The organism is Pseudomonas sp. 5.2 (assembly GCF_059025405.1).
The window spans coordinates 73,289-95,838 of the sequence record NZ_JBYBHH010000007.1; the positions used below are offsets into that span (position 1 = coordinate 73,289).

A 22,550-nucleotide genomic window follows, 5' to 3' on the forward strand; every position below is an offset into this window, starting at 1 on the left:
GGACCACACCGATGAACTTCTCGAAATTCTTCATCACCCGGCCGATCTTCGCGGCGGTACTGTCGCTGGTACTGCTGATCGCAGGGTCGATCTCGCTGTTCCAGTTGCCGATCAGCGAATACCCCGAGGTAGTACCGCCCACCGTCGTGGTGCGTGCCAACTTCCCGGGCGCCAACCCCAAGGTGATCGGTGAAACGGTCGCCGCGCCGCTGGAGCAGGCCATCACCGGCGTGGAGAACATGCTGTACATGTCTTCCCAGTCCACCGCCGATGGCAAGCTGACACTGACCATCACCTTCGCCCTGGGCACTGACCTGGACAACGCGCAGGTGCAGGTCCAGAACCGTGTCACCCGTACCCAGCCCAAGCTGCCGGAAGAAGTGACGCGCATTGGTATCACCGTCGACAAGGCCTCGCCCGACCTGACCATGGTCGTGCACCTGACGTCGCCGGACAACCGCTACGACATGCTCTACCTGTCCAACTACGCCATCCTCAACATCAAGGACGAGTTGGCGCGCCTGGGCGGCGTGGGTGATGTGCAGCTGTTCGGCATGGGCGACTACTCGCTGCGCGTGTGGCTCGACCCGAACAAGACCGCTTCGCGCAACCTGACTGCCAGCGACGTCGTTGCGGCCATCCGTGAGCAGAACCGGCAGGTTGCGGCCGGCCAGTTGGGCGCCCCGCCCGCCCCTGGCTCCACCAGCTTCCAGCTGTCGATCAACACCCAAGGCCGCTTGGTCAATGAGGAAGAGTTCGAGAACATCATCATCCGTGCCGGTGCCGATGGCGAAATCACCCGCCTGAAAGACATCGCCCGGGTCGAGCTGGGCTCCAGCCAGTACGCCCTGCGCTCGCTGCTGAACAACCAGCCGGCGGTGGCGATACCGATCTTCCAGCGCCCAGGCTCCAACGCCATCGACATCTCCGACGAAGTGCGGGCGAAAATGGCTGAGCTGAAGAAGGACTTCCCTGAGGGGATGGACTACAGCATCGTCTATGACCCGACCGTGTTCGTCCGTGGTTCGATCGAAGCGGTAGTGCACACGCTGTTCGAAGCGCTGATCCTGGTCGTCCTGGTCGTGATCCTGTTCCTGCAGACCTGGCGCGCCTCGATCATTCCGCTGCTGGCCGTGCCGGTGTCGCTGATCGGTACCTTTGCCGTGATGCACCTGTTCGGCTTCTCGCTCAATGCCTTGTCGCTGTTCGGGTTGGTATTGGCCATCGGTATCGTGGTGGACGACGCCATCGTCGTGGTGGAGAACGTCGAGCGTAATATCGGGCTTGGCCTGAAGCCGCTGGAAGCCACACAAAAGGCCATGAGCGAAGTGACCGGGCCGATCATCGCCACCGCCTTGGTGCTGTGCGCCGTGTTCGTACCTGCGGCGTTCATTTCCGGGCTTACCGGCCAGTTCTACAAGCAATTTGCCCTGACCATCGCCATCTCGACCGTGATCTCGGCATTCAACTCGCTGACCTTGTCGCCAGCTTTGGCGGCTGTGCTGCTCAAAGAGCACCACGCGCCCAAGGACCGTTTCTCGCGGTTGCTGGAAAAGCTGCTGGGCAGCTGGCTGTTCGCGCCGTTCAACCGGTTCTTCGACCGTGCCAGCCACAGCTATGTAGGCGGCGTGCGCCGGGTCATCCGCTCCAGCGGCATCGCCCTGTTCGTCTACGCCGGCCTGATGGGCCTGACCTACCTGGGCTTCTCGTCCACCCCGACCGGTTTCGTGCCGGCCCAGGACAAACAGTACCTGGTTGCCTTCGCCCAACTGCCGGACGCCGCCAGCCTCGACCGCACCGAGGCGGTGATCAAGCGCATGAGCGAAATCGCCCTGAAGCAACCGGGTGTTGCCGACTCGGTGGCCTTCCCAGGCCTGTCGATCAACGGTTTCACCAACAGCCCGAACAGCGGCATCGTGTTCACCCCGCTCAAGCCATTTGACGAGCGTAAAGACCCGAGCCAGTCGGCAGCCGCCATCGCCGCCGCGCTGAATGCCCAGTTCGCCGACATCCAAGACGCCTACATCGCGATCTTCCCGCCTCCGCCGGTTCAAGGCCTGGGCACCATCGGCGGCTTCCGCCTGCAGATCGAGGACCGCGGCAACCTGGGCTACGAAGCGCTGTACAAAGAAACCCAGAACATCATCGCCAAGAGCCACAACGTGCCGGAGCTGGCTGGCTTGTTCACCAGCTACCAGGTCAACGTGCCACAGGTCGATGCAGCCATCGACCGCGAAAAGGCCAAGACCCACGGCGTGGCGATCAATGACATCTTCGACACCCTGCAGGTCTACCTGGGCTCGCTGTACACCAACGACTTCAACCGCTTTGGCCGTACCTACCAGGTCAACGTTCAGGCAGAACAACAGTTCCGTCTCGACGCCGAGCAGATTGGCCAGTTGAAGGTGCGCAACAACCTGGGCGAGATGATCCCGCTGGCGACCTTCCTCAAGGTCAGCGACACCTCCGGGCCTGACCGCGTCATGCACTACAACGGCTTCATCACTGCCGAAATCAACGGCGCGGCGGCACCGGGCTACAGCTCTGGCCAGGCCGAGGCAGCCATTGAAAAACTGCTCAAGGAAGAGCTGCCCAACGGCATGACCTTCGAGTGGACCGACCTGACCTACCAGCAGATCCTCTCGGGCAACACCGCGCTGTTCGTCTTCCCGCTCTGCGTGCTGCTGGCCTTCCTGGTGCTGGCCGCCCAGTACGAAAGCTGGAGCCTGCCGCTGGCGGTGATCCTGATCGTGCCGATGACCCTGCTGTCGGCCATTACCGGGGTGATCATCTCGGGTGGCGACAACAACATCTTCACCCAGATCGGCTTGATCGTATTGGTGGGCCTGGCATGCAAGAACGCGATCCTGATCGTCGAGTTCGCCAAGGATGAACAGGCCAAGGGCCTCGACCCGCTGGCTGCGGTACTGGAAGCCTGCCGCCTGCGCCTGCGGCCGATCCTGATGACCTCGATCGCCTTCATCATGGGCGTGGTACCGCTGGTGTTCTCCTCCGGTGCCGGCTCGGAAATGCGCCACGCCATGGGTGTCGCGGTGTTCTCAGGGATGATCGGCGTCACTGTATTCGGGCTGTTCCTGACGCCTGTGTTCTTCTTCCTGATCCGCCGTTTCGTCGAACGCCGCCAAGCCCGCAAGGCCGAACGCGTTCAATCGCTGGAGAGCCACGCATGAATATGCTCAAGCCCCTGACCCCGAGCTTGTTGGCCTTGGCCCTGGCGGCCTGTGCGGTGGGCCCGGATTACAAGACGCCGACCACCGAGCCTGCCCATTTCGACACTGAAATGCAGGCCAAGGCCTACGACCGCAGCCGCTTCGAAAGCATCTGGTGGAAGCAGTTCGACGACCCGGTGCTGAACCAACTGGTGCAAGCCTCGCTCGACGGCAACCGTGACCTTCGCGTGGCCTTTGCCCGGCTGAAGTCGGCCCGTGCGATCCGTGAGGACGCCTCGAACGACCAGTTGCCGGTGGTCACCAGCCGTGCCAGCAGCGAAATCGGCAAAGGCCAGGTCCCCGGTCAGACTGAGCAGCGGGTTAACAGCGAACGCTACGACCTGGGCCTGGACATGGCCTGGGAGCTTGACCTGTTCGGCCGTATCCAGCGTCAGATTGAGGCCAGCGAAGCCCAGGAAGCCGCTGCCGCAGCCGACTTGCAGCAGTTGCAGGTCAGCCTGATCGCCGAACTGGTCGATGCCTATGGCCAACTGCGTGGCGCGCAATTGCGCGAGAACATCGCCCTGGCCAACCTCAAGACCCAGCAAGAATCGCGCAGCATCACCGAAACCCTGCGCGATGCCGGGGTCGGCAACGAACTCGACGTGGTCCGGGCCGATGCGCGCCTGGCCGGCGTCGAGGCCACCGTGCCGCAACTGCAGGCCGAACAGGCGCGTGCCCGCCATCGCATCGCCACCCTGCTTGGTCAACGCCCGGATGCACTGAGCGTCGACCTGTCGCCCAAGGCCCTGCCGGCGATCGCCAAAGCGCTGCCGGTGGGCGACCCTGGCGAGTTGCTGCGGCGCCGCCCGGACATCCGCAGTGCCGAACGCCAGCTGGCGGCCGCCACGGCCAACGTCGGTGTCGCCACCGCTGACCTGTTCCCGCGGGTCAGCCTCAGTGGCTTCCTCGGCTTTACCGCCGCACGTGGCTCGCAGATCGGGTCTTCGGCAGCCAATGCCTGGGGCCTTGGCCCTAGCATCACCTGGGCGGCCTTCGACCTGGGCAGCGTACGGGCCCGCCTGCGCGGTGCCAAGGCAGACGCCGAAGGCGCCCTGGCCAACTATGAGCAGCAGGTGCTGCTGGCCCTGGAAGAGTCGGCCAATGCCTTCAGCGATTACGACAAGACGCAGCAACGCCTGCTGTCGCTGATGCGCCAGAGTGACGCCAGCCGCAAGGCTGCGGAGCTGGCGTCGATCCGTTATCGCGAAGGCACGGTGGACTACCTGGTGTTGCTCGACGCTGAACGTGAACGCCTCAGCGCTGAAGATGCCCAGGCCCAGGGTGAGGTCGAGCTGTACCGGGGTATCGTCTCGATCTACAAAGCCTTGGGCGGTGGCTGGCAACCTGAAACGGTGGCCAGCACGCGCTGATAGGCGGTACATCTGCAGCGCCTATAAGATCGAGCGCCGCCCGCGCGGCGCATCGCGAGCAACGCTCGCTCCTACGTTTGTTTCAGGCCAATTATTCCTGGGACAAACGCACGCGACCGTCATGGTGCATGGCGCAATATTGCGTCAAACCCACAAGGCGGTCGCGCGCAAATGGCACAGGCCTCACTGGCCCGAAACAAACGTAGGAGCGAGCGTTGCTCGCGATGCGCCGCGCGGGCGGCGCTCGATCTCAAAGGCAACAAACGTCTCCCGCCTTACCCGCCCCCAAAATCCCCCCAGTTGCATTTGCCCCCTAGCTGCCCCAAGCTCTGCCCTTCCTGCCGCCACGGACCGTCCGATGCCCAGACGCAACCGCTACCTGATCGCCTTGCTGCTGCTGATTCTGGTGTCGGCCATGATCAGCTACCTGCCGCGAGACGACCAGCCGGCGCCGCCTACGCTGCCCGCGCACAGCTACGCCAAGGCCTTGCGCCAGGCCCATGAAGGCTTGCCGGGGGCGGCGCGGGTGCTGTACCAGCAGTTGCAACGTAACGACCTGGCCCCCATCCGCCGTGCGGCCCTGTATGCCGAGCTGCCCAACTACCCCTCCCCACAGGCGCTGAAACTCGCGCGCCTGGACCTGGAGCATGCCGACCCGCTGGTACGCCGAGCCGCCATCGCCGGTATCCGCCGCCTGCTCCCCGCCGCGCAACGCAGCCTGGTGCTGGGCCCATTGCTGGATGATGCGGATCAAAGTGTACGTTTCGCTGCCGTGGACGCCCTGCTGGGCCTCGACCCGGACGCCATAGGCCTGTACTTCGGCCCCTTGCAGGCCGCCCTTGAGCAGTATCAGCAGGCGCTGGAGCTGCAGCCCGAGGACGCCGACGCGCAGGTGCACTTGGCGCGCCTGTACCTGCACGAAAACGACTACACCCAGGCTGCTACGGCCTTGCAACGCGCCCTGCAGGTTGCACCAGGCAATCTGGACGCGCTGGCAACCCAAGTACGCTTGCTGGAGCGCCAGGGCCATCACGACGCCTCCCGCCAAGTGCTGGCCAAGGCTTTGCTGCTGAGCCCCGACTCGGCCTTTCTGCAATATGAGCTCGGGCTCTGGCTCAATCGCCACGAACAGCGTGAGTACGCCCTGCTGGCCTTATCGCGTGCGGTGGAGTTGGACCCGGACAACGCCGACTACCGCTACTCGCTGGCAATGACCTTGCATGAGCTCGACCAGGTCGACGCTGCGCAAAAGCAGCTGGAAACCGTGCTCAATCGGCAACCGGCCAATCGCCGGGCCCGGCTGTTGCTGATCCAGTACTGGAAAGAGACCGGCCAACTGCAGAACGTCCAGGTGCTACTGGCCGAACTAGAGCGCCAGAACCCTGACGATCCGGTGCTGCAACAGGGCCTGTAGGCCCCTCCCCTAATTCGTTGAACCCTAAGCGGCAGCCCGTGGTCCAGTGAGTATCGAACCACCGGTGGCAGGCCAAGCCTTGGCCCTGCCCATTGTCACAGGAGCGTCGCTTTGGCCAGTTCGTTGGCGCTGGACGAACGTGCCTTGATCCTGGCACCCCCGCAACTTGCCGCGGATACCGCGCGTCTACTGGCGTCCGCTGGCATCGAGAGCCTGTGCACCCTCGACATCGCCAACCTGCACGCCTGCCTGATCGAAGGCGCAGCCTTGGTCATCATCGCCGAACAAAACTTCAGCAATGGCCCCAGCGTGCCGTTGCAGGGGTTTATCGACCAACAGCCGAGCTGGTCGGACCTGCCCATCTTGTTGATCATGGACTTAGCCGCCACTGCCACCCGGCCTTCTCAGCCGCCTGAGGGCAACCTGATGCAGTTGCTCTGCCCGCTTGATGACGGGCAAGTGCTGCAGCTGGCGCGTATCGCCCAGCGCAACCGCCGCCATCAATACCGGGCGCGCGATCAACTGTCTGCACTGCAGCAGCGGATGGACGCCCGCAGCCAGGAACAGCACAGCAACGAGATTGCCCGCACACAAGTTCGCAAGATGGAAGCTGTCGGCCAATTGGCCGGTGGCATTGCCCATGATTTCAACAACCTGCTGACCAGTATCGGCGGTAGCTTCGAGCTGATCGAGCGACGCTTGAGCAAAGGCCGAAGCGACAGCCTGGAAGGCATTTTGCGCATGGGCCAGGAGGCCGTGTCACGCGCAGGAAAATTGACCCATCGGCTGCTGGCCTTTTCCAGCCGGCAATCGTTGCACAGCCAGCGGGTCGACCTGCATGCACTGTTGGAGGCGAAGCGCCTGAACGCTGGCCTGACCCACTCGGTGACCCTGCAACTGCACGTGCCCAACGACCTGTGGGCCGTGGAGGCCGATGATGGGCAACTGCGCGAAGCCCTCGACAACCTGCTGTTCAATGCCTGCGAAGCCATGCCCACCGGCGGCCTGCTGCGTATCGAGGCCAGCAACCAGCAGATTGAGGCCAAGCAGTTCGCCGACGGCGCCCTGAACAGCGGTGATTACCTGCGTCTGCGCATCATCGACAACGGCCAGGGTATGTCGCAGAGCACGTTGGAACACGCTTTCGAGCCGTTTTTCAGCACCAAACCCGTCGGCCAGGGCATCGGCCTTGGCCTTTCTATGGTGTATGGCTTCAGCAAGCAGTCGCATGGGCATGTCACCCTGCAGAGCAAGATCGGCCATGGCACCCAGGTCGACCTGTACTTGCCGCGGCACGTCGGCGAGGCAATGCCCAAACGCCCAGCCCTCGCACCTGCGCCTGACAGCACGGGCCACCATGTGCTGGTGGTCGAAGACGACCCTCATGTCCGCCAATTACTGTGTCAGGCACTGAGCGAAGACGGCTTCCCCTGCCAAACCGCCGCCAACGCCAATGAAGCCCTGCAGATCCTGCGGTCGTCGCAACGGATCGACCTGTTGGTCAGCGATGTTGGCCTACCGGGCATGAATGGGCGGCAACTGGCGGAGATCGCACGTACCTTGCGGCCACGCCTGCCGGTGCTGTTCATTACCGGATACGCGGAAACGGCCATGGCTCGCGAGGGCTTCCTCGGCGCTGGCATGCACCTCATATGCAAGCCATTCGAGCTCAAGCAATTGCAGGCGCAGGTGACGCAGATTCTTGGCAAGCCCTGAACCGGTTCAACCGTCTAGCATGTGCAAGGCCTGGTTCGCCAAGTGCTCCAGCGCAAACGGCTTGAGCATCAATGCGGTGCCCGGCTGATCGAGCAACTGGGCTTCGATCGGCTGGTCGGTGTAGCCGGTGATGAACAGAATCTTCTGCGACGGCACAATCATGCGGATTGCCTTGGCCACTTGCCGCCCACTGAACCCACCCGGCAAGCCGATATCCGTGATTACCAGGTCAAAAGGCCCGTCATGGCGGAAGCGATCCAGCGCTGAATTGGCATCTTGAACGTCACAGATGGCAAACCCGCGCTCGGTGAGAAATTCGCGCATCAGTGCACGCAAGTTGAGTTCGTCATCGATCAACAACACGCGCTGGCCTTGCGCGCGATTAACGCTTGGCAGGCATACCAGTGGCTCTTCCGGAACCAGCGCCAGGCTACGCGGAAACAGCATGGAGACTTTCGTCCCTTGGCCTTGGGTCGACTCTATCCACACATAGCCACCCGACTGCCCGACAAAGCCATAGACCATCGGCAGGCCAAGCCCCGATCCCCGTCCCAGGGGCTTGGTCGTGAAGAACGGTTCAAAAGCCTTGGCGACCTCTGCGGCCGACATCCCGTGGCCGTCATCCTCAACATGCAAGGCCACATAGTCGCCTGGCGGCAGCCCGTTCTCATCCGGGAAATGCGTCGCCAAGCGTTCGTTGACCGTTCTGATCGAGACGCTGCCGCGCTCAAGGCACGCTTCACGGGCATTCGCGCACAGGTTGATCAAGGCATTTTCAAACTGGGTGACATCGACGCTGACAGCCCAGGGGGTGACGTCCAACTGCCACTGCAGGCTCATTTCCGCGCCCAGCGCCTGCTGCAGCAAGGGCTCGATCAGAGACAGCTGTCGGTTGACATTCAGTGGCCTGGCCTCCAGCGGCTGGTTGCTGGAAAACGCCAACAGCCGGTGGGTAAGGTTCATGGCCCGTTGCACAGAGTCTCGCGCCAGTTCCACATAGGTCTCGATGCGCTCCAGGCGCCCTTGCAGCAAGCGGCGTTGCAACAGCTCGAGGCTGCCACCGATGCCGGACAGCAAGTTGTTCATTTCATGGGCCATGCCGCCTGCCAGTTGGCCAACCACCTCCAGGCGCTCACTGTTGCGCAACAAGGCCTCGGACTGGCGTGTGGCTTCTTCGCGGTCTGCGGTGATGTCGCGGCCGACGGCGGTCAGTAAGTTGCCATCGAATTTAGCGGACCAGCTAAACCAGCGGTAGTGGCCGTCCTGGTGGCGCAGGCGGATATCGATCTGTTCAGCCTCCTGACCCTGCACAAAGCTCGAGACCGCCACCTGCACTTCAGCGCGGTCCGCTGGGTGGATCAGCTCCAATATCGACATGTTCGGTACCAACGCCTCACTCCAGCCCAGGATGCGATGCCAGGCGGGGTTGGCGGAGTGCAGCGTCAGCTCACGGGTAACAATCATCATGGCATCGCGGGACAATTGCCAGATCTGCTCCCGGTCGGCCATGTAGCGTTGGAGCTGTTTTTCAAAAGCCGTCGCCTGCTCGCGCCAATGATGGTGCGCCTCGGCACTGGCCTTGGTTTCGATGACCGTGTGCAGAAAACCTGCAACGCCACCCTGCTCGTCCCGAATCGGCGAGTAGCCGAAGGCACACCACAAGGGGTCGGTGACGTTGCCACGCTCGATCCGCAGCGGCGGGTCTTCGACGAAACTCGAACGGCCTTCAAGCGCCTTGTACACCCAAGGCCCCATGCCCTGCCAGGCATCGTTCCAGAGCACGTCGAACGCCTGCCCCAATGCATCCTGGCCACCGCCCCGGAGCATCCGATAGGCGTCGTTATGGACCACGCTCAGGTCCGCCCCCCACACCACCGCACACGGGAATGGCGACACTTGCATCATGTCGACGGCAATGCGCAGCGAGGCCGGCCAGCGTGGCAGCGGCCCTAGCGACGTACGGCCCCAATCGAATTGGGCAATGCGTTCACCCATGGGATCAGCTGATGCCGGGTTGGACGCCAGCAGGGTGACCTGCGGCTCAACTTCGCGCGGGGTGCCGTTTGCGACCAATCTCATGACTCCAATGGCTGATGGGTGGCGACGTTGTTCACGTTAGCACAGCATGCGCTGCATTTATGGCGTACTGGCAGGTGGCAGCTATGCTGATTAGGTTTTCCACTGAGCCATGGAATAGCGGTCCCTATAGGTTGCCGATGGGAGTGTGGTCATGAGCAAGAAGAAGATGCTGGTAGTGCTGACCAATACGGCCAAGTACCCGACCCTCAAACGGGCAACCGGGCTGTGGTTGGGCGAGGCTGTGCATTTTGTCGAAAAGGTCCAGAACGCAGGCTACAGCGTCGATTATGTCAGCCCCAGCGGCGGCTACGTGCCGATCGACCCGCACAGCCTGCAAATGGCACCCGATCTGGACTGGGCGTGGTACGACGACAAGGACTTCATGACACGTCTGGGTGCCACACTCAGCCCGGGGCTGGTCAAGGCTGACGACTACAGCGTCATCTATTACACCGGTGGGCACGGGGTGATGTACGACTTTGCCAATAACCAGCCGCTGCAAGAGATCGCGCGCAAAATCTATGAGAATAAAGGCATTGTGGCGGCCGTTTGCCACGGCGTTGTCGGCCTTTTGAACATCAAGCTCAGTGACAACAGCCTGCTGCTGAAAGACCGTCAGGTCACCGGTTTTTCCAACATTGAGGAACAACTGGTGGAACTGGACAAGGTTGTGCCTTTTCTCACCGAAAACGAACTGGTTGCTCGGGGCGGTATTTACAGCAAGCACGATGACCCGTGGAAACCTTACGTGGTGAGCGACGATCGGCTGATTACTGGGCAAAACCCAGATTCCACTGCAACGTTGGCTGAAAAGGTACTCGCAAGACTCGAGGCAAAGTGACGGCTTACGCGTGATTACATCGTTTCTCGAAGCGCGGGCCGCACGCGGACTACATCCGACACGCAATTGATTACATAGGCTCCCAGACTACCTGCCCACCACGGGCAGCATCAGACTGGAGAACAATAGGCTATGTCGAAAATCATGCATGCCGGGCGCAGTTTGCTGGAATTGCTGCTCATCATGGCCATCGGGCTGGTGCCGGTGGTGTCCGGGTTGCTGGTCATGGTGTTTCAGCTGGAGAAAAAGCTGGAGGAAAACGCACAGATCTCCGTCCAGGAAGCGGTATTCACCATCGATAAAGTGCTGGACCGCATGCAAAGCACCGTTATCCTCGCCCAGCCTGTTGCAGGCAAGGCGTGCGCCGAAGTCCACAGCACCCTGCAGGATCAGGTAACCCGTGACCCCTTGCTACGCGCGTTGACCTTGGTGCGCGACCAGGAAGCGTATTGCAGCACCCACTCGGACTCCCTCGACCATCTTTCGGCCTTCGCCCAGTCCGGGCAACAGGTTGAACTCGCGCTCGACTCGCCAGCATTACCCACTACGCTGGTGACCCACTTTCAGGAACCGGGCAACAACCCGAGCGTGATCGTGACAGGCTATGCCACTGAACTGCGCAACGAGCTGCGGGCCTTTCAGGATGGCCTGACACTGCTTCTGGAGTTCGGCGACCAATACATCTGGAGCCATGGAGACAGCCGCGACCCGCATCGGCCTTCGCAGCCCGAGTATGCCCAAAGGGCAATCTCCGAGAAGTATGGGTATGCGGTGAGGGGCGGTTATGCCAGAGGCTATACGGCGCAAGAAATCCGCCAATCGATGTTGCAGGTCCTGCCTTCCCTGGTACTGGTAGGCATCGTGACCGGCTCGATCGTCTACTGGGGCTTGTTCAGGGCGCGTCGCAACAAGCGTGGTACCGCCGCCGAAGCGGCATGACGGCGGTACCAGCACCTATCAATCGGTGCTCAATACACCGCGGCGAACCTGGTCCCGTTCGATGGATTCGAACAGGGCCTTGAAGTTACCTTCGCCAAAGCCATCATCACCCTTGCGCTGGATGAACTCGAAGAATACTGGCCCAAGCAAGGTCTCCGAGAAGATTTGCAGCAGCAAACGCTTGTCGCCCTGCTCTGCAGCGCCGTCGAGCAGGATGCCGCGCGCTTGCAGCTGGTCGACAGGTTCACCGTGACCTGGCAGGCGCTCTTCGAGCATCTCGTAGTAGGTCTGCGGCGGCGGGGTCATGAAGCGCATGCCGATGCCCTTCAGGGCATCCCAGGTCTTGAGCAGGTCGTCGGTCAGGAAGGCCACGTGCTGAATGCCTTCGCCGTTGAACTGCATCAGGAATTCTTCGATCTGCCCGGCGCCTTTGGACGATTCTTCGTTGAGCGGAATGCGGATCATGCCATCGGGTGCGGTCATGGCACGCGAGGTCAGGCCGGTGTACTCGCCCTTGATATCGAAGTAGCGGATCTCGCGGAAGTTGAACAGCTTCTCGTAGAACCCGGCCCAGTAGGCCATGCGCCCACGGTAAACGTTATGGGTCAGGTGATCGATGATCTTCAGGCCTGCGCCCACCGGGTTGCGGTCTACGCCTTCGATGAAGTTGAAGTCGATGTCGTAGATCGAGCTGCCTTCTTCAAAGCGGTCGATCAGGTACAGCGGCGCGCCACCGATACCCTTGATCGCGGGCAGGCGCAGCTCCATTGGGCCGGTTTCAATTTCGACAGGCTGAGCGCCAAGTTCAAGCGCGCGGGCATAGGCTTCGTGAGCATTGCGAACGCGGAACGCCATGCCACAGACCGACGGGCCGTGCTCGGCGGCGAAGTACGAGGCGATGCTCTTGGGTTCGTTGTTCAGAATAAGGTTGATGCCGCCCTGACGGTACAGGTGCACGTCTTTGGAGCGGTGGGTGGCGACCTTGGTGAAACCGAGTATCTGGAAAACCGGCTCGAGCACACCTGGGGTCGGCGATGCCAGCTCGATGAACTCGAAGCCCATCAGGCCCATTGGATTTTCGAAAATATCAGCCATGTTCTTGTCCTCATCTACAGCGAAAAATTAGTGATTTCCGGGGATGTAGACCAGAACAGGCGGTGAGCACGGGATGCCACGCACGCTGCGAGCGAGGAAGCCACCAATGATCAGTTTGAACCCATGGTTTGTCATATGGACCCATTCTCGGCGGGCTTGATTCTCCCGAATGTGGAGAACCTTATTGTTGTATTCGTAACTGGATTCTACAGTGCGTAAATCGGTTTGTCGCGCTTTAGTTCGCCCGCGCCCCCGACAAACGGCTATCCTCTGCACGTTCTCTTCAACAGATTAGGCCAGTATGCCCCTCACCCGTAAACGCCGCGCCGGCTGGAGTTGGCGCACCCTGCTGCCTTGGGCGATCGGCGTGCTCCCGGTGGCCTGCGGCCTGGGGGTGATGAACTGGCAGATCGACCGTGAACTGCATGCCAACAGCCATGCTACTGCCGCTCAGGTGATTGACCATGTCGAGCGTATTCTCGACACGGCGTCCAGTACGGCACAAGCGCTGCTGCCGTTGGCAGGCGACCCGTGCGCGCAGGTGCAACTGGCCCTGCGCGGCCAGGTCACGCGTAACGCCTTTGTGCGCTCCACCAACCTGTTCCAGCACAACACGCTGTATTGCTCCTCGCTGTTCGGTGAGTTTGATGAGGCCGTCGACGCTGGCGACTACGCCAACGGCACGCTGTGGTTGATGAATGGCAACTCAGTAACGCCGGGCCACGCGCTGCTGGTGTATCGGGCCAGCGACGGCGACCGCGGCGCGATCACTACCGTCGATGGCGACCACTTGCTCACGGCACTGCGCCTGATCGGCCCGGACGAAACGCTGCAGATCCGCGTCGGTAACGATTGGATGGGCAAGGACGGTGCTGTTCACGAAGGCTCACCGCCCACGGCAGCGACTGCCGCGGTGACGTTGAGCTCGACCCGCTACCCGTTCAGCGTGTACGGCGGCTATGGCGCCGACAAGCAAGGCCAACTGCTGCTCAGCCACTACCCCGCCTTGCTCAGCCTGCTGCTGATACTCGGTGCGGTGGCCGGGGCGGTGTGCCACTGGCAGGTCCGCCGCGCCACTTCGCCGCGTGCCGAACTGCAGCGCGCCCTGGAGGCCGACGAGTTTCTGCCGTACTTCCAGCCGGTGGTACGCAAGGGTGATTACCAGTGGGCCGGTGCCGAAGTGCTGATGCGCTGGAACCACCCCCGCGAAGGCCTGGTGCGCCCCGACCTGTTCATCCCCTACGCCGAGCACAGCGGCCAGATCGTCGCCATGACCCGCGCATTGATGCTGCACACTGCGCAGAGCCTGGCACCGTATGCCGCGCTGCTGGAGGATGGCTTCCACATTGGCATCAACATCACCGCTGACCATTGCCGCGACCTGAGCCTGCTCGACGATTGCCGGACCTTTCTTCAGCACTTCCCGCCAGGCCGTGTGGCGCTGACCCTGGAACTGACCGAGCGCAAGCTGATCGAAGCCACGCCGGTGACCCTGGACCTGTTCGAGAAGCTGCATGAAATGGGCGTGATGATTGCGTTGGACGATTTCGGCACGGGCCAGTCCAGCCTCAATTACCTGCGCCAGTTCAAGGTCGATTACCTGAAAATCGACCAAAGCTTCGTTGCCATGGTCGGGGGTGACGCATTGTCGTTGCACATCCTCGACACCATTATCGAGCTGTCGGGCAAGCTGGGCCTGGGCATCGTCGCCGAAGGCGTCGAAACCGAGACCCAGCGCGACTACCTGGCCCGGCATAACGTCGACTTCCAGCAAGGCTACCTGTTCGCCAAGCCCATGCCGGCTGAGGCGTTCCTCGAAGCGCTGGCCGCTCGCCAAGGCGTCTCGCGGTTGCCGCAGGACGCGCCCCCTGAGATCATGCGCGGCTGATCCAGCCGCCCAACTCTCCCATTCGAGGCATTCGTGTCAAAAGGCATCCTTTCATCAGTCATGGCGTCGTGCTTGTTCGCCGTGATGTACTTCTATACCTCCCTGCTCACGCCGCTCGATGGTGAGGAAATCTTTGGCTGGCGTACGCTGCTGACGCTGCCTTGCCTGACGCTGTTCATGCTGGTTTCCAAGGACTGGCAGCGTGTTGGTGAGCTGCTGGGGCGGGTACGGCGTACCCCGGTGCTGCTGCTGGGGATGGTCGGTACGTCCTGGCTGATGGGGGTGCAACTGTGGCTGTTCCTCTGGGCGCCGTTGCACGGGCGTAGCCTGGAGGTGTCGATGGGCTACTTCCTGCTGCCACTGACCATGGTCTTGACCGGGCGCCTGGTCTACGGCGAGCGCCTGTCGCACTTGCAGAAAATCGCCGTGTGCTGCGCTGCGCTGGGTGTCGGGCACGAGCTGTACCAACATGGCAGCTTCGCCTGGGAAACCCTGGTGGTGATGATCGGTTACCCGATCTACTTCGTGCTGCGCCGACGCTGCCGCACCGACCACCTGGGCGGTTTGTGGTGCGACATGTGCCTGCTGTTGCCGTGGGCCCTGTACTTCGTGATCCAGGGGCCGTTGTCACCTGCGGACCTGCAGGCGCACCCCGGCCTTTACGCCTTGATCCCGGTGCTGGGGGCGATCAGCGCCTCGGCCCTGATCGCCTACGTGTTGGCCAGCCGCCTGTTGCCGTTCAGCCTGTTTGGCCTGCTCAGCTACGTCGAGCCGGTATTGCTGGTGGGCGTGGCCCTGCTGCTGGGTGAGAGCATCGGCCCAGATCAGTGGCTAACCTACCTGCCGATCTGGGCCGCAGTGCTGGTGCTGGTGCTCGAAGGCTTCAAGCACCTGCTGCGTCAGCGTCGCCGCTCGGTATAAGCCGCACCTGGCGCACGCGCCGCTCCTCAACCGCCTCCACGGTCAGCGTCCAGCCATTCCAGGCCAGGCGATCCCCCACCATCGGCAGGCGGTCCAGCAAGCTCATAACCAGGCCCGCGAGGGTCTGGTAGTCCTCGGTGGCACGCGCGCTGAAACCGGTACGCGCCTGCACCTGGCTGAGGTTGAGGGCGCCGCTGACGACAAAGCCATCCCCTTCTTCGACGATACCCGGCCCTTCTACCTCACTCGCATCCGGCAGTTCACCGGCGATAGACTCGAGGATATCGGTCATGGTCAACAGGCCGGTGAAGTCACCGAATTCGTTGACCACGAAGGCAATATGGGTCGATTGACCGCGCATCTGCTCAAGGGCGTTGAGGATGCTGAAGCTTTCCAGCAGGTTCAACGGCGCCCGGGCCATGCGCTCCAGGTCTGGCTGGCTGCCTGACAGCAGTTCCTTGAGCAGCTCCTTCTTGTGCACGAAGCCCAGTGGTTCATCAATGCGGCCGTCGCGGATCAGCGGCAGGCGCGAGTACGGCGAATTGGCCAAGGCTTCGGTAATGGCTGCGGCCGGCAGCGCCAGGTCAATCACATCGACCTCGGTGCGCGCGGTCATCACCGTGCGGATCGGCCGCTCGGCAAGGTTCAGCACACCGCTGATCATCACCCGCTCACGGCGGTCGAACAGCACCTCTTCGCCACCGCCCTCGACCAGGTCGGCGATTTCTTCCCCTACCTCGTCAGCCTCGACCCGACGGCCGCCCAGCAGACGCAGTACCGCATGGGCCGTGCGCTCACGCAGTGGCTTGTGCTGCTGCAGGCTACGCTTGCGGCGCGCACGGGCCAGCTGGTTGAACACCTCGATAAGGATAGAGAAGCCGATGGCCGCATACAGGTAGCCTTTCGGGATATGGAAGCCCAGGCCTTCGGCGGTCAGGCTGAAACCGATCATCATCAGGAAGCCCAGGCACAGCATGATCACCGTCGGGTGGGCGTTGACGAAGCGGGTCAGCGGCTTGCTGGCGACAATCATGATGCCGATCGAGAAGATCACCGCGATCATCATGATCGACAACTGCTCGACCATGCCCACGGCCGTGATCACAGCGTCCAGCGAGAACACCGCATCGAGCACCACGATCTGCGCGACGATCGGCCAGAACGCCGCGTGGCGTACCGCACCGCTGGCCTGGGTGACATGCCCTTCAAGCCGTTCGTGCAGCTCCATGGTGGCCTTGAACAGCAGGAACACACCGCCGAATAGCATGATCAGGTCACGGCCCGAGAAGCTCTTGCCGAATACCTCGAACAGCGGCGCGGTCAGCGTCACCATCCACGAGATACTCGCCAACAGGCCCAGGCGCATGATCAGCGCCAGGCTCAAACCGATGATCCGCGCACGGTCACGCTGATGCGGCGGCAGTTTGTCGGCCAGGATGGCGATGAACACGAGGTTGTCGATACCCAGCACCAGCTCGAGGACGATAAGCGTCAAAAGGCCTAGCCAGGCCGTGGGGTCGGCTAGCCATTCCATTAGCGGGTACTCACGAGGGAAGCGTCACAAGGACAGGTGAAAGGCGGCCGAGAAGGCCAAGGACAGGGGGGTTCCGCGAAGGTGCTCATAGGTACCTGAATAGAAATTGGGTAAGAGATCCTACAATCACAGCCAGTTTTTCTGACAGTGAGAAACTATTACAAAACCTGTAACAGGGGATTTTCATTCAATACACCTGACGCCCTGCGCCTGAAGAATAGCCTCAACTTCCACCACTTGGATTACCCCCATGAGCCTGTCTTTGTCCATGGCCGCCTTTGCGCTGGCCGCCTCGATTTCTCCTGGCCCAGTCAACATTGTCGCGCTGGGCAGCGGTGCCCGGCATGGCTTGCGCGCAAGCCTGGCCCACGTGGCCGGGGCCACGCTGGGGTTCTGCCTGTTGCTGGTACTGGTTGGGCTGGGCCTGCATGAACTGCTGTTGCGCTGGCCGCTTTTGGGTTTGCTGCTGCACTGGGGAGGTGTCGCGTTTTTGCTGTACATGGCGTGGAAGCTGGCCCGCGACGATGGCCGCTTGGGCAGCGATCATGCACAGCGCGCCCCGTCTGCCTGGCAGGGCGCGGCCATGCAGTGGCTCAACCCCAAGGCATGGTTGGCGGCGGTGGCAGGTGTCGGCGCCTACACCGGGGGCGACCAGCAACTGTTGTGGGTGTTCACCTGGATCTATGGGCCGATCTGTTTCGCCTCGGTGGCCAGTTGGGCATGGGCTGGCAGTGTGATTCGCCAATGCCTGGGCAACCCGGGGCGCATGCGTTTGTTGAACCGGGGGCTGGCCTTATTGCTGGTGGGAAGCGCGGTTTACCTGGTCAGGTGATGCGGGTTCAAGCCTGTCAGTCAGGGCCAAAGGGGCCGCTGCGCGACCCATCGCCGGCAAGCCAGCTCCTACAGAGGTAGCGCATTTCTTGAGATTCACTCACACCTGTGGGAGCTGGCTTGCCGGCGATGGGCTGCCCAGCAGCCCTAAGTTATCGCTTGCGATAATGCCCCGGCGTCGCAGCCAAATGGCGCTTGAAGGCACGCTGCAGGTGCGCCTGGTCGGCGAAGCCCGCTGCCAGGGCTGCGTCGGCAATCGAGCTGCCCTGGCGCAGTTGCGCGCGCGCGCACTGCACACGCTGGTCAAGCAGGTAATCGTGGGGCGTTAGCCCAAAACGCTGGCGAAATGCGCGGATCAGGTAGGCGCGGGACAAGCCGCAGGCTTGGCAGATGTCTTCAAGGTCTAGCGGGTCGGTACGGTGTGCGCGGATGAAGGCCGCGGCGGCTTCCAGCCGAGGATGATCCGGCTTGGGTGCCCCAGGCTCGCCACCCAGCACGCTCGACAGCCTCTGGAAGAACGCCGCAAGCCGCGCTTCGCGATCACCCAGGTTTTCGTCGAACAGGTCGGCAAACACCTGCAGCAAGGCGCTGTAGAGGGCCGGCGAGGTACTGACAACCTGCGCCGGCAACTGGAACCTAAGCCTCTGCAACCACGCTACGTCAACGAACAGCATCAGGTAGGACCAGGCCTCGCCCTCGATGGGGTTACAGGTGTGCACCACCCCTGGGTTCATCAACACCGTGGTGCCCGCGCTGACTTCGATCCGGGTGCTACCGCTCAGGTAGGTGCTGCGCCCACCGGTGATGGCCCCGATGGAAAAGCTCTCATGGGAATGGGCGGCATAACACACTTGGCGCCCGTCCCCGACCCGCCGAGCCTCGACGAAGGGCAATGCTGGATCGCGCCAAAACCGCGACACCTCGATCATCGCCCTGCCCTCATTCGCCGTTGTCGTGTACCACCACCAGCAACTGCGCTGGGCGCGGCCCGACTGAACGCAAGCGGTGAGGTGTCTGGGCGTTGAAATGCAAGGCGTCGCCCTGCTCCAGCAGCACCCGTTCATTCACGAAATCGACCTCAACCTGCCCGGCATGGACGAACAGAAACTCCTCGCCCTGGTGCTCCTTGAACGTCGGGTCACTGAACTCGGTGGGCGGCTGAATCAGAAACGGCAGCAGGCTGCGCTGCCCTACCTGGCTGGTCAGCGCCGCATAGCCCGGCCCTTCGCCGTCGCCCACCAGCGCCTGGCGTTCAGCGTGGCGCACCAGGCTGTAACGGCTCTGCGCGGTGTGTTCTTCAGCGAACAGCTCTTCGACATTGACGTTCAGCGCCCGCGCCAGTTTCAGCGCGGCAGCGATCGACGGCGTGTTCAAGCCGCGCTCGACCTTGGACAGGTAGCTTTTGGTCATGCCGGTCTTGTCGGCCAGCACTTCCAGGGTGATACCCAGTTTCTTTCTCAGCAGTTTCAATCGGATCGACATGTGAAGCAGTTTCCCAGGCGAAGGCAGATGCAAGGCTCGCGCACACCGATGATACGTGGAGTGCGCGCGAAATGCTGGCCTTGACCGGGCAAATTCTCACGGCATCACGGGCGGCACGTACTGCAAGGTTGTGCCCAGTGCCCACAGCAGCACCAGCACCAGGGGCGCATGCACCAGCAACTGCACGAACGAGAAGCCGATCAGGTCGCGCGCCTTGAGGCCCAGTACCCCCAACAACGGCAGCATGTAAAACGGGTTGATCAGGTTCGGCAGCGCCTCGGCGGCGTTGTAGATCTGCACCGCCCAGCCCAGGTGGTATTGCAGGTCATTGGCCACCAGCATCACGTAGGGCGCCTCGATGATCCACTTGCCACCGCCCGAAGGGATGAAGAAGCCGAGCACAGCCGAGTACACCCCCATCAGCACCGCGTAGGTGTCGTGGGAGGCGATCTGCACGAAGAAGGTGGAGATGTGATGGGCCAGCGTCTGTTCGTCCACCCCTTTGACCTGGGTAAGGACCGCCGCAATCGAGCCATACAGCGGGAACTGGATCAGCACCCCGGTGGTGGTCGGCACCGCGCGGGCCACAGCATCGAGAAAGCTGCGCGGGCGCCAGTGCAACAAGGCACCCAGCATGATGAACAGGAAGTTGTAGGTGTTCAGCCCAGAGATGGCCGTGATGGCGGGCTTGGTGGCGAACTCCTGATACAGCCAGCCACCGGCCAGGGCCACCAGCAGCAAGGTCAGGATGGGGCTGTACTCCAGCCACTCACCGGGCCGGCTGCGCTGGGCCGGTGGCGGCGCGGTGAAGCTTGGGTCGACACCGCATTGTTGCGCGGTACGGGCACTGTTAGGGCCTGGCGCGGTGGCATAGGCCACCACCAGCGACACGATCACCAACGCCGCCAGCAGGACGCCGGACTGCCAGAGGAAGATGGTCTCGGTGAACGGAATCACCCCGGTGATCGACAGAATCGACGGTGGCAAACTGGCCGGGTTGGCCTGCAATTGCGCCGCCGAAGACGACAGGCCCAATGCCCATACCGCGCCAAGGCCCAGGTATGCCGCAGCACCGGCTGCACGGTAGTCCATGTTCAGGTCGCTGCGCCGAGCCAGGGCGCGCACCAGCAAGCCACCGAACACCAGCGACAGGCCCCAGTTGAGCAACGAGGCCAGCATCGAGATCAGCGCCACCCAGCACACGGCCGAGCGGCCGTTCTTGGGAATGCGTGCCAAACGGTTGATCAGCCGCGCGGCAGGCGGTGAACTGGCCACCACGTAGCCGCCGATGACCACGAATGCCATCTGCATGGTGAACGGGATCAGGCTCCAGAAGCCATCACCAAAGGCCTTGGCGGTGTCGGTCGGTTTGGCGCCCATGGCCAGGGCCCCCACGCACACCAGTACGACGGCCAGGGCAGCGAATACCCAGGAATCAGGGAACCAGCGTTCGGCCCAGTTGGAGCAGCGCAGGGCAAAGCGGGCGGAGCGGCTGTCTTGGATTTCAGCGGCCACGATCAACTTCCTTTTATTGGTTTTATCGGACATTTCTACAGCAACGCAAAAAACCTGTAGGCGCAGCCTTGTGCTGCGAAGAGGCCAGTGGCAGCAGCGAAGAATCACTGTGTTGTCACTGGCCTCTTCGCAGCACAAGGCTGCTCCTACAGGTTGAATGACCCGTTTGCGGGTTAGAAGGTCATTTCTTTCACATCATCCGGCACGATTAGCTTGCCGGCGGTCTTCTCGATGATTTCTTCAACGCTCACCCCCGGCGCTGTCTCGCGCAGGATGAAGGCGCCATTGTCGATTTCCAGGTAGGCCAGGTCGGTCAGCACCTTGCGGATGCAACCGGCACCGGTCAGCGGCAGGCTGCAGCGCGGCAGCAGCTTGGACTCGCCGTCCTTGGACGCGTGGGTCATGGTCACGATGATGTTGTCGGCACCGGCCACCAGGTCCATGGCGCCGCCCATGCCCTTGACCAGCTTGCCGGGGATCATCCACGACGCGATGTTGCCTTGCACATCCACTTCGAAGGCGCCGAGCACGGTGAGGTCGACGTGGCCACCGCGGATCATGGCGAACGATTGCGCCGAATCGAAGATCGACGCGCCACGGCGGGCGGTGACGGTCTGCTTGCCGGCGTTGATCATGTCGGCATCGATCGTGCTCTCGGTAGGGAATTCGCCCATGCCGAGCAAGCCGTTTTCCGACTGCAACATCACATCCATATCAGCGGGTACGTAGTTGGCCACCAAGGTCGGGATACCGATGCCGAGGTTGACGTAGTAGCCGTCCTTCAGTTCACGGGCGACGCGTTGCGCCATCTGTTCGCGGGTCAGTGCCATGGTCAGGATCTCTTTGTTGTTCTGAAGGATGGCGCTCAGGCCTTGACGGTGCGCTTTTCGATACGCTTTTCGAAGGTGCCGACAATCACGCGGTCAACGAAAATACCCGGGGTGTGGATCTCGCTGGGCAGCAGCACGCCTGGTTCGACGATCTCTTCCACTTCGACCACGGTGATCTTGCCGGCCGTGGCCGCCAGCGGGTTGAAGTTTTGCGCGGTGTTGCGGTACACCACGTTGCCGTAGTGGTCGGCCTTCCAGCCCTTGACGATGGCGAAGTCGCCGGTGATGGACTCTTCGAGAATGTAGTGGCGGCCCTTGAATTCACGCACCTCTTTGCCATCGGCGACCGGGGTGCCGTAGCCAGTGGCGGTGTAGAACGCCGGGATGCCAGCGCCACCGGCGCGCATTTTCTCGGCGAGGGTGCCTTGCGGGGTCAGTTCGACTTCCAGCTCACCACTGAGCAGTTGGCGTTCGAATTCGGCGTTTTCGCCGACATAGGAGGCGATCATCTTGCGGATCTGCCGGTCTTGCAGCAATACGCCGAGGCCGAAACCGTCGACACCGCAGTTGTTCGACACCACGGTCAGGCCCTTGACGCCACGGCGCTTGATCTCGTTGATAAGGTTTTCCGGGATGCCACACAGGCCAAAACCACCGGCCAATACCGTCATGTTGTCGGTCAGGCCGTCGAGGGCCTCTTCATACGTTGCTACGCGCTTGTCCAGTCCGGCCATGTTGATCCGCCTTTTGTAGTTGTTGAACCGACGAGGCTGTCGGTGAGCGTGTGCCCCATCTTCACCTTAGTCGACTGATTTGTTAATTTTGTTTTCATCATCGATTGATAACTTTTTCAAAACAACGA

General features: G+C 62.1%; 17 protein-coding genes. 9 read left to right on the forward strand and 8 right to left on the reverse strand.

Annotated elements, in window-relative coordinates; translation table 11 throughout:
- Positions 1-11: 11 nt before the first annotated feature.
- The 4 genes from AC5PZ0_RS12790 to AC5PZ0_RS12805 all read left to right on the forward strand — a co-directional run bounded on the left by AC5PZ0_RS12790 (position 12) and on the right by AC5PZ0_RS12805 (position 7,733).
- A complete protein-coding gene (locus AC5PZ0_RS12790) occupies positions 12-3,191 on the forward strand; it encodes an efflux RND transporter permease subunit (RefSeq protein WP_493855119.1) in 3,180 nt (1,059 codons plus the stop codon).
- On the forward strand, positions 3,188-4,603 hold the full coding sequence (locus AC5PZ0_RS12795; protein WP_027593417.1) for an efflux transporter outer membrane subunit: 1,416 nt from the start codon (positions 3,188-3,190) through the stop codon (positions 4,601-4,603). Before AC5PZ0_RS12790 ends, AC5PZ0_RS12795 begins: the two co-directional genes overlap by 4 nt.
- Before the next feature lie 358 nt (positions 4,604-4,961).
- Complete coding sequence (locus AC5PZ0_RS12800) at positions 4,962-6,017, forward strand: tetratricopeptide repeat protein (RefSeq protein ID WP_099429211.1); 1,056 nt, start codon at positions 4,962-4,964, stop codon at positions 6,015-6,017.
- A 111-nt stretch (positions 6,018-6,128) separates the two neighbouring features.
- A complete protein-coding gene (locus tag AC5PZ0_RS12805) occupies positions 6,129-7,733 on the forward strand; it encodes a response regulator (protein ID WP_493855120.1) in 1,605 nt (534 codons plus the stop codon).
- A gap of 6 nt (positions 7,734-7,739) precedes the next feature.
- On the opposite strand, the gene AC5PZ0_RS12810 is transcribed toward AC5PZ0_RS12805, so the two are convergent.
- On the reverse strand, positions 7,740-9,812 hold the full coding sequence (locus AC5PZ0_RS12810) for a hybrid sensor histidine kinase/response regulator (protein ID WP_454243841.1): 2,073 nt from the start codon (positions 9,810-9,812) through the stop codon (positions 7,740-7,742).
- A 151-nt stretch (positions 9,813-9,963) separates the two neighbouring features.
- Between AC5PZ0_RS12810 and AC5PZ0_RS12815 the strand changes: the two genes are divergently transcribed.
- Both AC5PZ0_RS12815 and AC5PZ0_RS12820 read left to right on the forward strand, forming a co-directional pair.
- Complete coding sequence (locus AC5PZ0_RS12815; RefSeq protein ID WP_454243842.1) at positions 9,964-10,653, forward strand: type 1 glutamine amidotransferase domain-containing protein; 690 nt, start codon at positions 9,964-9,966, stop codon at positions 10,651-10,653.
- 132 nt (positions 10,654-10,785) lie between these two features.
- Positions 10,786-11,592: a CSS-motif domain-containing protein gene (locus AC5PZ0_RS12820; RefSeq protein ID WP_265969431.1), complete on the forward strand. Its 807-nt coding sequence runs from the start codon at positions 10,786-10,788 to the stop codon at positions 11,590-11,592.
- Positions 11,593-11,610: 18 nt separating this feature from the next.
- On the opposite strand, the gene hppD is transcribed toward AC5PZ0_RS12820, so the two are convergent.
- Complete coding sequence (gene hppD, locus AC5PZ0_RS12825) at positions 11,611-12,687, reverse strand: 4-hydroxyphenylpyruvate dioxygenase (protein WP_027593423.1); 1,077 nt, start codon at positions 12,685-12,687, stop codon at positions 11,611-11,613.
- A 301-nt stretch (positions 12,688-12,988) separates the two neighbouring features.
- On the opposite strand from hppD, the gene AC5PZ0_RS12830 reads away from it, so the two are divergent.
- On the forward strand, positions 12,989-14,575 hold the full coding sequence (locus AC5PZ0_RS12830) for an EAL domain-containing protein (protein WP_265969432.1): 1,587 nt from the start codon (positions 12,989-12,991) through the stop codon (positions 14,573-14,575).
- Positions 14,576-14,608: 33 nt separating this feature from the next.
- On the forward strand, positions 14,609-15,496 hold the full coding sequence (gene rarD, locus AC5PZ0_RS12835) for an EamA family transporter RarD (protein ID WP_027593425.1): 888 nt from the start codon (positions 14,609-14,611) through the stop codon (positions 15,494-15,496).
- On the opposite strand, the gene AC5PZ0_RS12840 is transcribed toward rarD, so the two are convergent.
- The gene (locus AC5PZ0_RS12840; RefSeq protein ID WP_027593426.1) at positions 15,459-17,030 is read right to left on the reverse strand and encodes a TerC family protein; all 1,572 of its coding nucleotides are present in this window, start codon (positions 17,028-17,030) and stop codon (positions 15,459-15,461) included. The genes rarD and AC5PZ0_RS12840 overlap by 38 nt on opposite strands.
- 250 nt (positions 17,031-17,280) lie before the next feature.
- Between AC5PZ0_RS12840 and AC5PZ0_RS12845 the strand changes: the two genes are divergently transcribed.
- The gene (locus AC5PZ0_RS12845) at positions 17,281-17,862 is read left to right on the forward strand and encodes a LysE family translocator (protein ID WP_493855121.1); all 582 of its coding nucleotides are present in this window, start codon (positions 17,281-17,283) and stop codon (positions 17,860-17,862) included.
- Positions 17,863-18,013: 151 nt separating this feature from the next.
- Here the strand turns inward: AC5PZ0_RS12845 and AC5PZ0_RS12850 are convergent, their stop codons facing one another.
- From AC5PZ0_RS12850 to AC5PZ0_RS12870, 5 genes are all read right to left on the reverse strand, one after another.
- Complete coding sequence (locus AC5PZ0_RS12850; protein WP_493855122.1) at positions 18,014-18,790, reverse strand: AraC family ligand binding domain-containing protein; 777 nt, start codon at positions 18,788-18,790, stop codon at positions 18,014-18,016.
- A 10-nt stretch (positions 18,791-18,800) separates the two neighbouring features.
- Complete coding sequence (locus AC5PZ0_RS12855; protein WP_027593429.1) at positions 18,801-19,343, reverse strand: helix-turn-helix domain-containing protein; 543 nt, start codon at positions 19,341-19,343, stop codon at positions 18,801-18,803.
- A 96-nt stretch (positions 19,344-19,439) separates the two neighbouring features.
- Positions 19,440-20,891 carry a short-chain fatty acid transporter gene (locus AC5PZ0_RS12860; RefSeq protein ID WP_493855123.1) on the reverse strand — a complete coding sequence of 484 codons (1,452 nt, stop codon included), beginning with the start codon at positions 20,889-20,891 and terminating at the stop codon, positions 19,440-19,442.
- Between the two features lie 140 nt (positions 20,892-21,031).
- Entirely contained in the window at positions 21,032-21,688 is a 657-nt protein-coding gene (locus AC5PZ0_RS12865) for a CoA transferase subunit B (RefSeq protein WP_027593431.1), read from the reverse strand.
- A 35-nt stretch (positions 21,689-21,723) separates the two neighbouring features.
- Positions 21,724-22,422: a CoA transferase subunit A gene (locus AC5PZ0_RS12870; RefSeq protein ID WP_027593432.1), complete on the reverse strand. Its 699-nt coding sequence runs from the start codon at positions 22,420-22,422 to the stop codon at positions 21,724-21,726.
- Positions 22,423-22,550 lie beyond the last annotated feature (128 nt).

What these genes read in the sequence shown, in the direction of transcription:
- AC5PZ0_RS12790 (WP_493855119.1), top strand. Translation starts at nt 12, where the DNA reads ATGAACTTCTCGAAATTCTTCATCACCCGGCCGATCTTCGCGGCGGTA.
- AC5PZ0_RS12795 (WP_027593417.1), top strand. Translation starts at nt 3,188, where the DNA reads ATGAATATGCTCAAGCCCCTGACCCCGAGCTTGTTGGCCTTGGCCCTG.
- AC5PZ0_RS12800 (WP_099429211.1), top strand. Translation starts at nt 4,962, where the DNA reads ATGCCCAGACGCAACCGCTACCTGATCGCCTTGCTGCTGCTGATTCTG.
- AC5PZ0_RS12810 (WP_454243841.1), bottom strand. Translation starts at nt 9,812, where the DNA reads ATGAGATTGGTCGCAAACGGCACCCCGCGCGAAGTTGAGCCGCAGGTC.
- AC5PZ0_RS12815 (WP_454243842.1), top strand. Translation starts at nt 9,964, where the DNA reads ATGAGCAAGAAGAAGATGCTGGTAGTGCTGACCAATACGGCCAAGTAC.
- AC5PZ0_RS12820 (WP_265969431.1), top strand. Translation starts at nt 10,786, where the DNA reads ATGTCGAAAATCATGCATGCCGGGCGCAGTTTGCTGGAATTGCTGCTC.
- hppD (WP_027593423.1), bottom strand. Translation starts at nt 12,687, where the DNA reads ATGGCTGATATTTTCGAAAATCCAATGGGCCTGATGGGCTTCGAGTTC.
- AC5PZ0_RS12830 (WP_265969432.1), top strand. Translation starts at nt 12,989, where the DNA reads ATGCCCCTCACCCGTAAACGCCGCGCCGGCTGGAGTTGGCGCACCCTG.
- AC5PZ0_RS12840 (WP_027593426.1), bottom strand. Translation starts at nt 17,030, where the DNA reads ATGGAATGGCTAGCCGACCCCACGGCCTGGCTAGGCCTTTTGACGCTT.
- AC5PZ0_RS12845 (WP_493855121.1), top strand. Translation starts at nt 17,281, where the DNA reads ATGAGCCTGTCTTTGTCCATGGCCGCCTTTGCGCTGGCCGCCTCGATT.
- AC5PZ0_RS12850 (WP_493855122.1), bottom strand. Translation starts at nt 18,790, where the DNA reads ATGATCGAGGTGTCGCGGTTTTGGCGCGATCCAGCATTGCCCTTCGTC.
- AC5PZ0_RS12855 (WP_027593429.1), bottom strand. Translation starts at nt 19,343, where the DNA reads ATGTCGATCCGATTGAAACTGCTGAGAAAGAAACTGGGTATCACCCTG.
- AC5PZ0_RS12860 (WP_493855123.1), bottom strand. Translation starts at nt 20,891, where the DNA reads ATGTCCGATAAAACCAATAAAAGGAAGTTGATCGTGGCCGCTGAAATC.
- AC5PZ0_RS12865 (WP_027593431.1), bottom strand. Translation starts at nt 21,688, where the DNA reads ATGGCACTGACCCGCGAACAGATGGCGCAACGCGTCGCCCGTGAACTG.
- AC5PZ0_RS12870 (WP_027593432.1), bottom strand. Translation starts at nt 22,422, where the DNA reads ATGGCCGGACTGGACAAGCGCGTAGCAACGTATGAAGAGGCCCTCGAC.